Source organism: Actinoplanes sp. NPDC051859 (assembly GCF_044452725.1).
Taxonomy (GTDB): Bacteria; Actinomycetota; Actinomycetes; order Mycobacteriales; family Micromonosporaceae; genus Actinoplanes.
Genome location: NZ_JBITBX010000004.1, coordinates 239,902 through 253,872 on the forward strand (window position 1 = coordinate 239,902; position 13,971 = coordinate 253,872).

11 protein-coding genes are annotated in these 13,971 nt (G+C 71.0%); 7 read left to right on the top strand and 4 right to left on the bottom strand.

Going from position 1 to position 13,971, the window contains the following annotated elements:
* The first annotated feature begins 39 nt into the window (after positions 1–39).
* Positions 40–2,982, top strand: a complete 2,943-nt coding sequence (locus ACIA1L_RS12115) for an alpha/beta fold hydrolase (protein WP_396072690.1) — start codon at positions 40–42, stop codon at positions 2,980–2,982.
* Complete coding sequence (locus tag ACIA1L_RS12120; protein WP_396072691.1) at positions 2,979–3,833, top strand: ABC transporter permease; 855 nt, start codon at positions 2,979–2,981, stop codon at positions 3,831–3,833. The genes ACIA1L_RS12115 and ACIA1L_RS12120 overlap by 4 nt, the downstream gene beginning before the upstream one ends.
* Before the next feature lie 51 nt (positions 3,834–3,884).
* Here the strand turns inward: ACIA1L_RS12120 and ACIA1L_RS12125 are convergent, their stop codons facing one another.
* Positions 3,885–4,670, bottom strand: coding sequence for a DeoR/GlpR family DNA-binding transcription regulator (locus ACIA1L_RS12125; RefSeq protein WP_396072692.1), 786 nt, complete (start codon positions 4,668–4,670; stop codon positions 3,885–3,887).
* Between the two features lie 193 nt (positions 4,671–4,863).
* Between ACIA1L_RS12125 and ACIA1L_RS12130 the strand changes: the two genes are divergently transcribed.
* From ACIA1L_RS12130 to nagA, 3 genes are all read left to right on the top strand, one after another.
* Positions 4,864–5,790 (top strand): SIS domain-containing protein, encoded by a 927-nt coding sequence (locus ACIA1L_RS12130; protein WP_396072693.1) that lies wholly within the window; start codon positions 4,864–4,866, stop codon positions 5,788–5,790.
* 62 nt (positions 5,791–5,852) lie between these two features.
* Positions 5,853–6,815, top strand: a complete 963-nt coding sequence (locus ACIA1L_RS12135; RefSeq protein WP_396072694.1) for an ROK family protein — start codon at positions 5,853–5,855, stop codon at positions 6,813–6,815.
* The gene (gene nagA, locus ACIA1L_RS12140; RefSeq protein WP_396072695.1) at positions 6,812–7,909 is read left to right on the top strand and encodes an N-acetylglucosamine-6-phosphate deacetylase; all 1,098 of its coding nucleotides are present in this window, start codon (positions 6,812–6,814) and stop codon (positions 7,907–7,909) included. The genes ACIA1L_RS12135 and nagA overlap by 4 nt, the downstream gene beginning before the upstream one ends.
* On the opposite strand, the gene ACIA1L_RS12145 is transcribed toward nagA, so the two are convergent.
* Together ACIA1L_RS12145 and ACIA1L_RS12150 are read right to left on the bottom strand one after the other, a co-directional pair.
* On the bottom strand, positions 7,875–8,552 hold the full coding sequence (locus ACIA1L_RS12145; RefSeq protein ID WP_396072696.1) for a phosphatase PAP2 family protein: 678 nt from the start codon (positions 8,550–8,552) through the stop codon (positions 7,875–7,877). The two genes, nagA and ACIA1L_RS12145, sit on opposite strands and share 35 nt — an antisense overlap.
* A gap of 29 nt (positions 8,553–8,581) precedes the next feature.
* A complete protein-coding gene (locus ACIA1L_RS12150) occupies positions 8,582–9,904 on the bottom strand; it encodes a trypsin-like serine peptidase (protein ID WP_396072697.1) in 1,323 nt (440 codons plus the stop codon).
* Positions 9,905–10,037: 133 nt separating this feature from the next.
* On the opposite strand from ACIA1L_RS12150, the gene ACIA1L_RS12155 reads away from it, so the two are divergent.
* On the top strand, positions 10,038–11,222 hold the full coding sequence (locus ACIA1L_RS12155; protein WP_396072698.1) for a DUF4032 domain-containing protein: 1,185 nt from the start codon (positions 10,038–10,040) through the stop codon (positions 11,220–11,222).
* Between the two features lies 1 nt (position 11,223).
* Here the strand turns inward: ACIA1L_RS12155 and ACIA1L_RS12160 are convergent, their stop codons facing one another.
* Positions 11,224–13,050: a potassium channel family protein gene (locus ACIA1L_RS12160; protein ID WP_396072699.1), complete on the bottom strand. Its 1,827-nt coding sequence runs from the start codon at positions 13,048–13,050 to the stop codon at positions 11,224–11,226.
* 178 nt (positions 13,051–13,228) lie between these two features.
* On the opposite strand from ACIA1L_RS12160, the gene ACIA1L_RS12165 reads away from it, so the two are divergent.
* On the top strand, positions 13,229–13,936 hold the full coding sequence (locus ACIA1L_RS12165) for a hypothetical protein (protein WP_396072700.1): 708 nt from the start codon (positions 13,229–13,231) through the stop codon (positions 13,934–13,936).
* Positions 13,937–13,971 lie beyond the last annotated feature (35 nt).

Genomic DNA, 13,971 nt, shown 5'->3' on the forward strand with positions numbered 1-13,971 from the left:
ACAGCTCCCGCTCAGCGGGCCGCCGCTAGCGTGGTGACCATGCGTGCCCTCACCAGACTGCGACGTGCCCTGCCTCGCCCGACGCGGCGGCGGGTCGTCGGGGGCACTCTCGGCGTTGTGCTCCTCGCTGCCCTGGTGACCTGGGCGGCCCTGCCCGAGCGCACGTCCTTCACCGCCACCGACCAGCGGATCACCGTGCTGTCCGGGCCGTCGGGCAGCGAGCCGGTCACCCTCGACACCCGCTTCTACCTGCCCAAGGACACCGATGGCAAGGTGCCGGCCGTGCTCCTGGCGCACGGCTTCGGCGGCACCAAGAACTCCGTCAGCGAGGACGCCGAGTCGCTGGCCGACCGTGGTTACGCCGTCCTGACCTGGACCGCCCGCGGCTTCGGCAGCAGTGGCGGGCAGATTCACCTGGACAGCCCGGACCACGAGGTCAAGGACGCCCAACGGCTGCTCGACTGGCTCGCCGGCCGCCCCGAGATCCGCACCGACGCGAACGGTGACCCCCGCGTCGGCGTGGTCGGCGGCTCGTACGGCGGCGCGCTGGCCCTCCTGCTCGCCGGCCAGGACCCGCGCGTCGACGCGATCGTCCCGCTGATCACCTGGAACGACCTCAGCACGGCGTTCTTCCCGCAGTCCGCCGCCGGCGTCACCGATTCCGGCGTCTTCAAGAAGAGCTGGGCCGGTCTTTTCTTCGGCAACGCCGCACCCACCGGCGCCGGCGCGGCATCGGGCTCCGGCTCTCGCTCCGGCGAGGGCTCCGGCTCTCGCTCCGGCGAGGGCTCCGGCTCCGGCTCCGGCTCCGGCTCCGGCGAAGGGTCCGGCTCCGGCGAAGGGTCCGGCTCCGGCGAGGGATCCGGTTCCGGCGAGGGGTCTGGCGCAGACTCCGGCGGGGCGACTCCGGTGGCGCCGCCTGCGCAGGCCGGGCGGCCGGATGCGACCAGCGACCCGGCGTGCGGCCGATTCGCCGCCGACGTCTGCGCGGCGTACCTGAAGATGGCGACGACCGGCGCGCCGGATGCCGCGACCACCGCCTTGTTGCGCCGGTCCAGTCCGGCCACTGTGCTCGACAAGATCAAGGCTCCGACGCTGCTGATCCAAGGAGCGGTGGACACGCTCTTCCCGCTGTCCGAGGCGGACGCCAACGCCCGCGGCATCGCGCAGACCGGCACCCCGGTCCGGGTCGCCTGGTTCACGGGCGGACACGACGGTGGCTCCGGCCCGCAGACCGACCAGGACCGCACCAAGTTCCTCACCGCGCAGTGGCTCGACCACTACATCAAGGGCGAGGGCGAGGCGCCGGAGAACAGCTTCACCTACTCCCGGGTCGCCGGGTTCAGCGCGCTCGACCGCGGGCTGGTGACGAACGGCTACTCCGACCCGACGTACCCGGGACTGACCGGCACGGCCCGCACCGAGGTCGCCGTCGACGGCAAAGCCCAGCCGATCGCCAACCCGCCGAACGGCAACCCGGGCGCACTGTCCTCGCTGCCCGGCGTGGGCGGGCAGGTCAGCACGTTCCTCGGCCGGTTCGCGGGCGACCTGCCCGGCCAGCACGCGAAGTTCGACTCCGCCCCGATCGGGCAGGCCATCGAGGTGGTGGGCGCGCCGAGCGTCCAGCTGCGGGTCGCCTCGCCGACCGGCTCGGCCACCGTCTTCGTCAAACTCTTCGACGTCGACCCGAACGGCACGGCCACGCTCAGCGGCGGGCTGATCGCCCCCGTCCGGCTCACCGGCCTGCCGGCCGACATCGCCGCGGCCCGTCCGGTCACCGTCACGCTGCCGGCCATGGTGCGCCGGATCGATGCGGGCCATACCGTACGCGTGGTCGTCGCCACCTCCGACCAGGCGTTCCTGACCCCGGCCCAGCCCGCGGTCTACACCGTCGGCGTGGACTCCGCCGTCACCCTGCCGACCGTGGTGGGCTCCCCGATCGCCAACCCGCAGGTCGTGTGGCGGTGGGTGCTGCTGGGCGTCCTCGGCGTCATCATCCTCGGCGTCGTCCTGGTGGTGGTGCTGCGCCGCCGCAGGGACGCGGAGCCGGTCGCCGAGTTCGCGGACACGCCGCTGGTGGTCCGGGGGCTGCGCAAGGCGTACGGCGACGGGTTCGTGGCGGTGGAACAGGTCGATTTCCGGGTGGAACGCGGGCAGGTCGTCGGCCTGCTCGGCCCGAACGGCGCCGGGAAGACCACAACGCTGCGCGTACTCATGGGCCTGACCATGCCGACTTCGGGCGACGCGCTGGTCTTCGGGCGACCGCTCGTGCCGGGCGCGCCGATCCTGTCCCGGGTCGGTGCGCTGGTCGAAGGTCCGGGCTTCCTGCCGCACCTCAGCGGCTACGAGAACCTGCGGGCGTACTGGCAGGCCACCGGCCGGCCGCTTCAGGACGCGCACTTCGAGGAGGCGCTGGACATCGCCGGCCTCGGCGACTCGGTGCACCGCAAGACCAAGAACTACAGCCACGGCATGCGGCAGCGACTGGCGATCGCCCAGGCGATGCTCGGCCTACCCGAGCTGCTGGTGCTGGACGAGCCGACGGACGGCCTCGACCCGCCGCAGATCGCCGAGATGCGCCGGGTCCTCCGCCGGTACGCCACGGACGGCCGGGCCGTGCTCGTCTCCAGCCACCTGCTGGCCGAGGTCGAGCAGACCTGTACGCACGCGGTAGTGGTCAACAAGGGCCGCATCGTGGCGTCCGGCCCGGTCGACGACATCGTCGGCGAGTCCCCGTCGGTGCAGCTCTCGGTCTCCGACGTGAAGGCGGCCACGCTGGTGCTGGAAGGCATGGACGTCCGCTCGGTGCAGCCCGACGGCGCATCCGACCTGATCGTGGACATGAACGGCACGCCCCGCGAGGAGGTGGTGGCCTCCCTCGTCCGCGCCGGAGTCGGCGTGGACCGGGTGGTGCCGCGGCGCCGCCTCGAGGACGCGTTCCTGGCCCTGGTGGGCGACAACTCGCGGGGAAGTGGGGACCGATGAGCAGCGCGGCGACCGGCTACAAGGCTTCGGCGACTCTGCCGTTGCGGGCCGAGATCCGGCGGCAGGCGACGCGCCGGCGTACCCATCTGGCCTTGGGCTTCATGGTCCTGCTGCCGTTGATCATCATGTTGGCTTTCGAGTTCGGCGGCGAGGACGACGATGGCAACGGCGGCGGCTCGTTCGCCTCGCTGGTGGATCTCGCCACCTCGGGCGGCCTCAACTTCGCCCTCTTCAGCATCTTCGTGTCGGCGAGCTTCCTGCTGGTGGTGGTCGTCGCGCTCTTCAGCGGTGACACGGTCGCCTCCGAGGCCAGTTGGGGCAGCCTGCGCTACCTGTTGGCGATTCCGGTCCCCCGTGCGCGCCTGCTCGCCGTCAAGCTCGTGGTGGCGCTGGCCTACTCCCTGACGGCCCTGGTCACACTGGCCGGGACAGCACTGTTGGTGGGCACCCTGCGCTACGGGTGGCATCCGCTCGGCAGCACCGTGGCCGCGGAGATCCCGGCCGGCGAAGGCGTCCTGCGCCTGCTCGCGATCCTGGCCTACCTCGCCGTGACACTGCTCGGCGTGTCCGGGCTGGCGTTCCTGCTCTCCGTGGCGACCGACGCGGCGCTGGGCGCGGTCGGCGGCGCGGTCCTCCTCTGGATCCTGTCGAGCATCCTGGACCAGATCACCGCGCTGGGCGACCTCCGCAACTTCCTCCCGACCCACTTCAGCGACGCCTGGCTGGGCCTGCTCTCCACGCCGATGCAGACCGACGACGTGGTGAAGGGCGCGATCTCCGCGGTCTGCTACGCGACGCTGTTCTGGTCGATCGCCTTCTACCGCTTCACCCGCAAAGACGTGACGTCCTAGGCACGCTTTCCGCGGCCCAGCGCACGCAGGCCATGCGAGGCACGACTCTCGCTAGGCACAGACCACGTGGACGCCGGCGTCGCGGAAGGCTTGGACGGTGGACTGGGGGGCGCCAGAGTCGGTGACCAGGGTTTCGACCTTGGCGATCGGGCAGATCCGGGCGAAGGCGTGCCCGCCCAGCTTGGACGAGTCGGCGATCACCACGACCCGTTTCGCGCGGGCCACCATCAGGCTGTTCATTGCCGCCTCGCCCTCGTGGTGGGCGGCGGCGCCCAGGTCCACGTCCAGCGCGTCGACGCCGAGCAGGACGATGTCGAGCGTGACCTCTTTGAGGAGGGCGCCGCCCAGCGGGCCGACCAGTTCGAATGACTGTGGACGCACCACGCCGCCCGCCACGACGATCTTCATGCGGGAGCGGACGAGCAGCTCGTTGGCGATGTTCAGGGCGTTGGTGACGACGGTGAGCTGGGCGCCGTCGCCGCTGGTGTTGAGGTCGGGGCGGACGGCCAGCGCGCGGGCCACCTCGGTCATGGTGGTGCCGCCGTTGAGGCCGACGACCGTACCCGGAACCACGAGGTTGGCCGCCGCCTCGCCGATGCGCTGCTTCTCGGCCGAGTGCTTGGCGCTCTTGTAGCGCAGCGGCAGGTCGTAGGAGACGCCGTTGGCGACCGCACCACCGCGGGTGCGGGTGATCATCTGCTGCTGGGCGAGCTGGTCGAAGTCACGGCGGATGGTGGCTTGGGAGACGTCGAGACGATCCGCTGCGTCCTCCACCGTGACGCGGCCGCTCTCCGCCAGTAACTCCAGCAGGGCATTCCACCGCGCGTACCGGTCCACCCGTACTCCCTGCTGCTCGTTTCGTGATAAGAGTGTGCACATTAGTGCGCGAAACGTCGCCTAGCAAAGAGAGTACCTGCGCGAAGCCGTCGTGGAGGTTGCGTTGGCGCCGATAGTCCACGCAGAATAGCGCTCGAAAGGCCGGGGAACCGAACGCTTTCGCGCAGCCCAACCGCCCGATGGGGGAACTGCCATGAGTCACGTCAAGGTAGAGATCGCCAGTCAGCCGGATTGCTGGCGGCAGGCCGCCAAGCTGGCCGATTCGCCCGGGCTGCCGCTACCCGGCGAGCGGGTCGCGGTCGCCGGCTGCGGCACCTCCTGGTTCATGGCCAAGGCGTACGCCGCCCTGCGCGAGGCCGAGGGACACGGCGACACCGACGCCTTCCAAGCCTCGGAATTCCCGGCCGGACGGCACTACGACCGCCTCATCGCCATCACCCGCTCCGGCACCACCACCGAGGTCGTCCAGCTCGTGGAAGCCCTCCGCGGCCGGGCCCGCACCACCGTGATCACCGCGGACGCGGACACCCCCGCCGCGAAGGCCGCCGACGAGACGGTCGTGCTGGACTTCGCCGACGAGCTGTCGGTGGTGCAGACCCGGTTCGCCACCAGCGTGCTGGCCCTGCTGCGCGCGCACCTGAACTACGACATCGAGCCGGTGGCCGCAGACGGCGAGGTAGCCGTACGCCTCCCGCTGCCGGTGCACCCGTCGCTGATCGAGCAGATCACCTTCCTGGGCCGGGGCTGGACTGTCGGGCTCGCCGAGGAGGCCGCGCTCAAGTGCCGGGAGGCGGCCGGCTGGTGGGCTGAGGCGTACCCGGCGATGGACTACCGGCACGGCCCGGTCTCGATCGCCGGCCCGGGCCGCGTCGTATGGGCGTTCGGCGAAATCCCGGTAGGCCTCTGCGAAGAGGTCGAGAGCACCGGCGCCGCCTTCGTGCACAGCCGCTACAACGGCGGGTACGCCGCCCTCGGCAGCTGGCGCGGCGGTGAGCGCACCGGCCTCGACCCGATGGCGGACCTCGTGGTGGCCCAGCGCCTGGCGGTCCTGCTCGCCACCAGCCAGGGCATGGACCCCGACCATCCCCGCAACCTGACCCGATCAGTCGTCCTGGCATGACCCAGCGGCCTGCCGAGGAAGGCCCTGGCACATCCCCGCAGACCGCCGAGGACGGTCCAGGCATGTCCCCCGGGCCTGGTGCGGACGGGCTGGGCGGGGTCGATGTCGTGGTGGCGCTTGATGTCGGTGGCACGGGCATCAAGTGCGCCCTCGTCCACCCGGACGGCACGGTGCAGCACTCGGAACGCCATCCCACGCTTGCCCGCCGCGGCCCGGAAGCGGTCACGGCGACCATCCTCGACGTCGCCGCGGGCCTCGCGGACCGGGCTCGGGGTGCCGGCCTCACGCCGGTTGCCGCCGGTGTGGTAGTTCCGGGGGTGGTCGACGAGGAGTCCGGCATCGCCGTGTGGTCCAGCAACGTCGGCTTCCGGGACGTACCGTTGCGGGATCTGGTGGCGAAACGGCTCGGACTGCCCGCGGTGCTCGGCCACGACGTGCGGGCGGGCGGGGTTGCCGAGGCCCGGCTCGGCGCGGGCCTCGATCAGCGGCACGTGTTGTTCATCGCCATCGGCACCGGGATCGCCGCGGCGCACGTGGTGGATGGCCGAGCGTTCTCGGGCGCGCACGGCGCGGCGGGCGAGGTCGGGCACATCATCGTCCGACCGGGCGGTCCGGCATGCGGCTGCGGCGCCCGTGGCTGCCTGGAATCGATCGCGTCCGCTTCGGCAATCGGCCGCAGATACACCGAAATTTCCGGCGAAGAGGGCGGCACTGCCTACGACGTGGCGACGCGCGCGGCCGCGGGCGAGGAGCTGGCCGGACAGGTGTGGAGCGACGCGGTCGAAGCGCTCGCGGACGGGTTGCTGACCGCGCAGGCGCTCTACGACGCGGGCACTGTCGTGTTCGGCGGTGGCCTGGCCGAGGCCGGCGAGGCGCTGCTGTCCCCGCTGCGTGCCGCCCTCGCGGCCCGGACCACCTTCCACCGGACGCCCCACCTCGTCCGGGCAGCGCTGGGCGACACCGCAGGCTGCCTCGGTGCCGCGCTGCTGGCACTGGACTCGATACAAGCGGAGCGAACCCCGTGACCGAGCAGATCCGCGGTCGGATCGTCCGGCCGGGCGCGGTGGTTCCCGGCATCGTCGAGGTTGCCGGCCCGACGATCCTGTCCGTCACTGAGCACTCGGAGGCGGGCGACGACATCATCGTGCCCGGTTTCGTGGACCTGCACTGTCACGGCGGCGGCGGGCACACCTTCACCCGCGGCGACGCCGAGGACGCGGCCAAGGCCGCCGCGTTCCACCTGCGACACGGGACGACGACGCTGCTGGCCAGCCTGGTCAGCTCACCGTACGAGTTGATGCGGGCTGCCACGGCCGCCTATCTGCCGCTGGTGCAGGACGGAACGCTGGCCGGCCTGCACTTCGAGGGGCCGTACCTGAGCGCTGCCCGGTGCGGGGCGCAGAATCCGGAGTTCCTGCGCCCGCCGGATCTGGGCGAGCTGAAAGCCCTGGTCGACCTGGGCGCCGGGACGATCCGCATGGTCACCATCGCGCCCGAGCTGCCGGGGGCGCTCGACGCCGTACGGTTCCTGGCGGAGAACGACGTGGTGGCTGCGGTCGGGCACACCGATGCGACGTACGAAGAAACCTTGGCGGGGGTGGCCGCGGGCGCGACGGTCGGCACGCATGTTTTCAACGGCATGCGGCCGCCGCACCACCGGGAACCGGGTCCGGTCGTGGCCCTGCTGGACTCGCCGGCGGTGGTCTGCGAGCTGGTGGCGGACGGCATTCACCTGCACGACGGGATGCTGAGGTTCGCGGCGCACGCGACGCCGAACCGGGCCGCGCTGGTCACCGACGCGATGGATGCGGCGGGGATGCCGGACGGCGGCTACGAGCTGGGCGGTCAGGAGGTGACGGTGGCCGGCCGGGTGGCCCGGCTCAGTCGGGATGGCTCGATCGCGGGCAGCACGTTGACCATGGATGAGGCGCTGCGTCGGGCGGTGGGCGCGGGCCTCGACCTGCCGACCGCGGTGGCGATGGCCTCGACCACCCCGGCGCGGGCGTTGGGTCTGGGCGACGAGCTCGGCGCGCTGGAAGCCGGCTTGCGCGCGGACCTGGTCGTGCTGACCCCGGACCTCCGGGTCAAGCGAGTGCTTCGCTCCGGGAAGTGGATCTAGCTTCGATTCCCCACGGTACGCGGGCCAGCACACGCGCGAGGACCAGGCCGAGCAGCAGCCCCGCCACCGAGTCGGTGACCCAGTGGAAGCCGAGGTACGTGGTCGTGATGAAGACGATCACCGGCGGCGCGACCCGCAACACCATCCGCAGGCGATCCGACATCGGCTCGCGCAGCACCAGCCCGAGCAGCAACGCGATGACGAAATACCAGACAACCGCGTTGGCGACGTGACCAGACGGGTAGCTCATCGAGAACTGACCGGAGGCGGCCGGGTTGAACATGATCTCGCGGTTCGGGCCGGTGAACGCGGGTGCCGCCCGGTCGGCCCAGATCTTCAGCGGGCCGATCGTCACGTACGTGATCACCAACCCGGCTGCGAAGACCAGCAGCGGGCGGACCGAGCGTAGTTTCCACGCGGCCAGCCCGGCCAGCAGGATCGCGACCGGCATGAGGACCTGGCCGCCCTGGCCCAGGTAGTTGAACACCCGCAGGGTCCAGTAGAGCGGGGCCGGGCGGTGGTCCGCGGCCCAGTTCGCGACCGCTACGTCGAAGGTCAGCAGGTGGCCCTGGATCAGCGCCACGGTCAGCAGCACGAAGCCGGCGAGCAGCACCAGATCCGGCAGCCAGGAGCGTAAGCGCATGCCGCCCACGCTACCGGCCACCCTCAAGATCAGATGTACGACTTGATCCGGTTGTACAGCAGGTCGGCGCGCACCCCGGAGTTCGGGCAGCCGCCGAAGTGGTGCAGCGCCACCACCTTGTGGGTCTTGCGGGACAGCACCGGGCTGCCGCTCGAACCACCCTCGGTGTCGCAGTAGTAGGAGACGTCGGAGTTCGCGGCGTACCCGTCAAAAGCGTTGCTGGCGACCGAGCAAGTGCCGGCCTTCTCACCCAGGCGCCCGGCGATCCGGGTGGGTTCGCCCGCCGGGTGCTGCGGCACGTAAAGCTCCTGGCCGCGCACCGGCCGTACGGTGTCCAAGGTCAGGTAGCCGAACTTCGTGACCTGCTTGAAGTTCTCGATCGTGAACAGCGTGTAGTCGTAGGTGCGGTTGGTGGCGACGACCTTGTCACCCCAGACCTTCGTCGGCCGGAACACGTCGAAGCCGCCGCACTTGGCGCACTGGTAGTTGAACCACACCTCGGTCTCGTACGCGTCGGCCGAGTTGTCGAAGCAGTGGTTGTTGGTCAGCATCCGGTTCTTGGTGCCGATCCGCCAGCCGGTGCACAGCTCGGTGCCGTTGATCAGCAGCCGGGCGATCGCCTTGGACCGGGTGTACGCGACCGGGTCCTTCGACTTGTAGCAGACCGCGTCGCTGCTCTCGTCGCCGCCGCAGACCGACTCCTCACGTCCGGTACGGGGCGCCGCCTGGGTCTGCTCCTGCTGGGTGAAGCCCTTGGCTACCTGGTCAACGTGCACGCCGAGCCGGCCGAGCACCGAGCTGAGCAGGGCGCCGCCGCCGCGGTGCACCTCCAGGACGGCGGTGTCACCGGTGATCGACATGGCCCACCGGCTGGTCGGCTTGGCGACGTCGAGCAGCTTCGGCGCGTCGTAGCGGTAGGACTCGGTGCCTTTGCCGTCCGACACGGTCACGTAGTCGCCCGGCAGCATGGTCATCCGGCTGAAGTGCAACTTCACATAGGAGGCGCCGGGATAGCGGAAGACCTCCCGCTGCGGCTTCTGGTAGCCGAGCAGTTTGTCCACGCCGAGCAGCGTGCCGATCTGCTGCCGGCCGTCCTTCGCCGTCTGGATCGCGGACTCGTGAGTCTTCGCCGGCCTTTCTTCCGCGGTAGTCACCGTCTTCGCGGTCTCCTTGCGGGGGGCCACGGGTGCCGATTGCTGCAGGGCGACCGGGGTGGGAGCAGCGGCCACAACGGCGGGTTCCTCCCAGGTGCCGACGCGCCGGCCCTCGTCGACACTGGAGTACGTCCAGGCGACCGTACCGGCCGTACCAGCCAGGGCCAGGGCTACACAGGCCCCGGCGACGATGCTCACCGCGCGTCGCAAAATCCACTCCCGTCCCGCCAAAGCCGCATCGCCGACATAAGAAGCAATCGGGCGATCTCGCTCTTGTGTAACGAGCCACGTACCGCGGCGACGCGCCGCACGGACCGGCACACTGGGGTTCGTGCGCATCACCTCGGCCCTCGTCGACCCGGCACTGCTCGATCTGCCGTGGCACATTCCGCTGGCGGACTGGCCGGCGGATCACCTGGTCGCGCTCCCCCGCGGCATCTCCCGGCACGTCGTGCGCTTCGTCAAACTCCACGACACCGTGTACGCCCTCAAGGAAACCCGCGAACGCATCGCCGAGAAGGAGTACGACCTGCTGCGCGCGCTGGAACGCATCTACTTCCCGGCCGTGGAAGCCGTCGCGATCGTCGCGGACCGGGTCGACCCGCACGACGAGCCACTGGAGACGGTGCTGATCACCCGACACCTGCAGTTCTCCCTGCCGTACCGCGCGTTGTTCTCGCACGTCCTGCGGCCCGAGACGATGAACCGGCTGCTCGACGCGCTCGCCGTCCTGATCGTCCGCATGCACCTCACCGGCTTCTCCTGGGGTGACTGCTCGCTGTCCAACACCCTGTTCCGCCGCGATGCGGGCGCGTTCGCCGCCTACCTCGTCGACGCCGAGACCGGCAACCTGTACCCCCGACTCTCCGAAGGCCAGCGCAGCGAGGACATCGAGATCCTGCGGCTCAACATCTACGGCGAATGTCTCGACCTGCAGGCCGCCGAGCTGCTGCACGAGGCGATCGACCCGGAAGCCGTCGTCGATGACATCGTCGCCCGGTACGAGCGGCTGTGGCACGAAGTCACCTACGAGCAGCAGGTCCCCCGAGACGCCCGACACGACATCGAGGGCCGCATCCGCCGGCTCAACGACCTCGGCTTCGACGTCGCCGAGGTGACACTGTCCACGATGGACGACGGCTACCGGGTGCGCCCCAAGGTCGTCGACGCGGGCTACCACACCCGGCGGCTGTTGCGGCTCACCGGACTCGACGCGGAGGAGAACCAGGCCCGGCAGCTGCTCAACGACCTGGACGCGTACCGGGCGGAGAGCGAACTGACCGACGAGCAGCAGGCCGCGCACGCCTGGCTGACCGAGGTGTTCGAGCCGGTCGTCCGGGCGGTGCCCGCGAACCTGCGTCGCAAACTGGAGCCGCAGGAGATCTTCTCGCAGATCATCCAGCACAAGTGGCTGCTGTCCGAGCAGGCGAGCCGGGACGTGGGGATGGGACCGGCCGTGCAGTCGTACCTGACCGACGTGCTCGCCCACAAACCCGACGAGCAGGCCGTCCTGTGACTTACTGTTCCAGCTCCACCGGCTCTGCCGGCGGGGTCGCCCGCTCCACCAGCGCCCGCAGTCCGGCACGGCGGGCCACCACGTAGATGCGGTCGCCCGTGACGAGTTCCCGGCCCACCGACGGGGTCCAGTCGATCTTCTCCGCGTCCTCGGCGCGCAGGCCGATGACCCGTACGCTCAACTCCCGGTCCGCCTGGCCGAGCGGCGCACCCTCCAACGGGGATCCGGGCAGCACCCGAACCGCGGCGACCAGCAGCGCATGCCGGTCGACCGGGATCGTGGCGAGCACGTCGCGTTCCAGCATCGCCGCGGCGAACGCCGGCGCCACCAGTCGGGACACGCTGCGGGAAATGTCGATGCTGAAGGCGGTCTGCACCCGGCGGGCGAAGTCGTCGTCGAAGAGCCGCAGCACCACCCGCAGATCGGGCCGCACGGACCGGGCGTTCAGCGCGGCCTGCAGATTGGTGACGTCGTCCGTGGACACCACAACCAGCGCTTTGCTCGTCTCGACCGACGCCGCGCGCAGCGTTTCCTCCAGCGCGGCGTCGCCGACGATGAACGGCACCCCCAGTTGCTCCGCGACCTTGGCTCCGCGGGCGTCCGGCAACCGGTCGATCGCCACCACTTCCAGCCCCAGATCGACGAGCTGACGCAGCACCCGGGTGCCGACACTGCCCAGGCCCACCACGATGATGTGGTCCTCCCGAGCATCGGAGGCCGCGCGAGTCGCCAGGGCCAGCCGCGCGTTGACCATGCCTTCGACCACCGCCGCCGTGATCAACGGCAGCAGGGCCAGGCCCGCAAGAGTCAACAGCAGCTGGGCGGCCTGCGCCACCGCGTTGTAATCCTGATCCTGCACATCGGACGATCCGACCGCGGTGAGCAGCGTGACGTAGATCGACTTCCACAGGCCGTCGACGTGCGCGGCGTGGGCGAGAACCGTACCCGAGATCGCCGTCACCACCAGCGTGATCATGACCGCGATGCCCAACTTGCGACTCAGCGCGGCCCGCAACGCCTTGCCGAAAGCCGCGACCGGACGGCGGCGGGTCCGGCTCGCGCGCGACAGCCGCGCGGCCGCCACATCCTGCCCGACCGGCCGCCCGGTCGCCTCGGCCAACACCAGGTCCGCCGGCCGCTGCGCTGCCGGCGCAGGCTCTGCGGGCAGGACGTCCACCCGGCCAGCGCCGTCGGCCGCGGTCAACGAACAGATCACATTCCCCTCGGGTACGTCCGCACGCCGCGCGACGAACACCGTTCTGCCGGGCAGGCGCACGTGGGTCGGCGCCACCTCCCCGAGCGACGCGGCGACGAAGGCGGGTGCCGCCATGGCCGCGTCAGAAAGGACCGCAGAGTCGGCGAACAGCCGGCGAACCCCGTAGCCGAGCCCGGAGTTGAACATCCGGATCACCAGCCGCAGCTCCGGCTCCACCGCCTGCGCGCACAACGCCGCGTGCAGATTGACCACGTCGTCCGGCATGACCAAGGCCAACGCCGCCGCCCCGGCCAGCCCGGCCGTGCGGAAGGTCCGCTCGTCAAGCCGCTCAGCCCGAATGACCCGGACACCGCGCAGCGCCCCGAGATCCGGCACGTCGGCCCGCAGCTTCGGCGGCACGACCACGGTCAGCCGAACCCGGTGCCCGGTGTTCGCCAGCTCCTCGGCGACGGTGTAGACCAGCGCATCCGCGCCACACACGACAAAATGCGGCCGGGTGTCCCCATTGCGCGGCAGACCCTCCCGCAAACGCGACACCAGCGACTTACGAAACGCCGTCGTCGGCACTTCTGGCCGAGACGGCGGCACTTCGCGAGAAGGATCGACGGTCATTGCCGCATCGTAGCCAGCCGGAACCGCCTACCGGGGCCGCTCGTTGCCCCTAGGTGAGGCATTCGTCCCCGTTCGCAGGCGGGGACTGACGGCCTTCCCCGCGCCACTCTGCGCGCCCTCGCCTCCTGTCCGGGAGGCGATCACTTGCTTTCGTCCCCTAATCGCAGGAGGAGATCGAATGCGCAAATGGATCTACGCCGGTGCCATGGCAAGCTGTCTGCTGCTCGGCGCAGCCCCCGCGTACGCCGACGAGACGGCCCCGGCCCCGGTCGGTGACCTGACCGGCGGCCTGCTGTCCACCGCGGACGACGCCAAGAGCGGCCTCGGCCTCGACCCGGCCGGCGGCGGGCTCGGCCTCGCCAACCCGCTCGGCGGCAGCGACGTCCTCAACGTCAAACCCGGCACCAACTCGGCCGACCTCAACGGCGTATCGACGCTGCCCCGCGTACCGTCCACCGCCACCTCGTCCGCCGCTGTCGTTCCCCAGACCGCGGAAGACTCCCCGATCGGTGGCCTCCCGACCGGCGCCCTGGGCGGCCTGCTCCCCCAGACCGGCGGCGGCCTCCCCCTGCTGGGCAGCCTGCCCCTCGTCGGCGGCCTCCGCGGCCGCACCGCGGCCACGGAGTCCGAACCGTTCGTCGGCGGCATCCCCCTCCTCGGCGGCTTGGGCGGCCTGCTCCCCGTCAACGACGCCCCCATCCGTACGCTGCCCGCCGACACCGGCCTCCCGCCCGGCGGCTCGGACGTGACCCCGTCGGCCCTCGACGACACCACCAGCCCGGATCAGGCCAAGGACTCCCGGGTGCACGAGGAGCCGGTCGACGGCGAAGAACGCGACTTCACCAGCGGCAGCCGTCCCATCGCGGGCGAGGACACCGACTTCTAGGCGTTGGCATGCGGAAGGCCCGTTCCCTGCGTGGC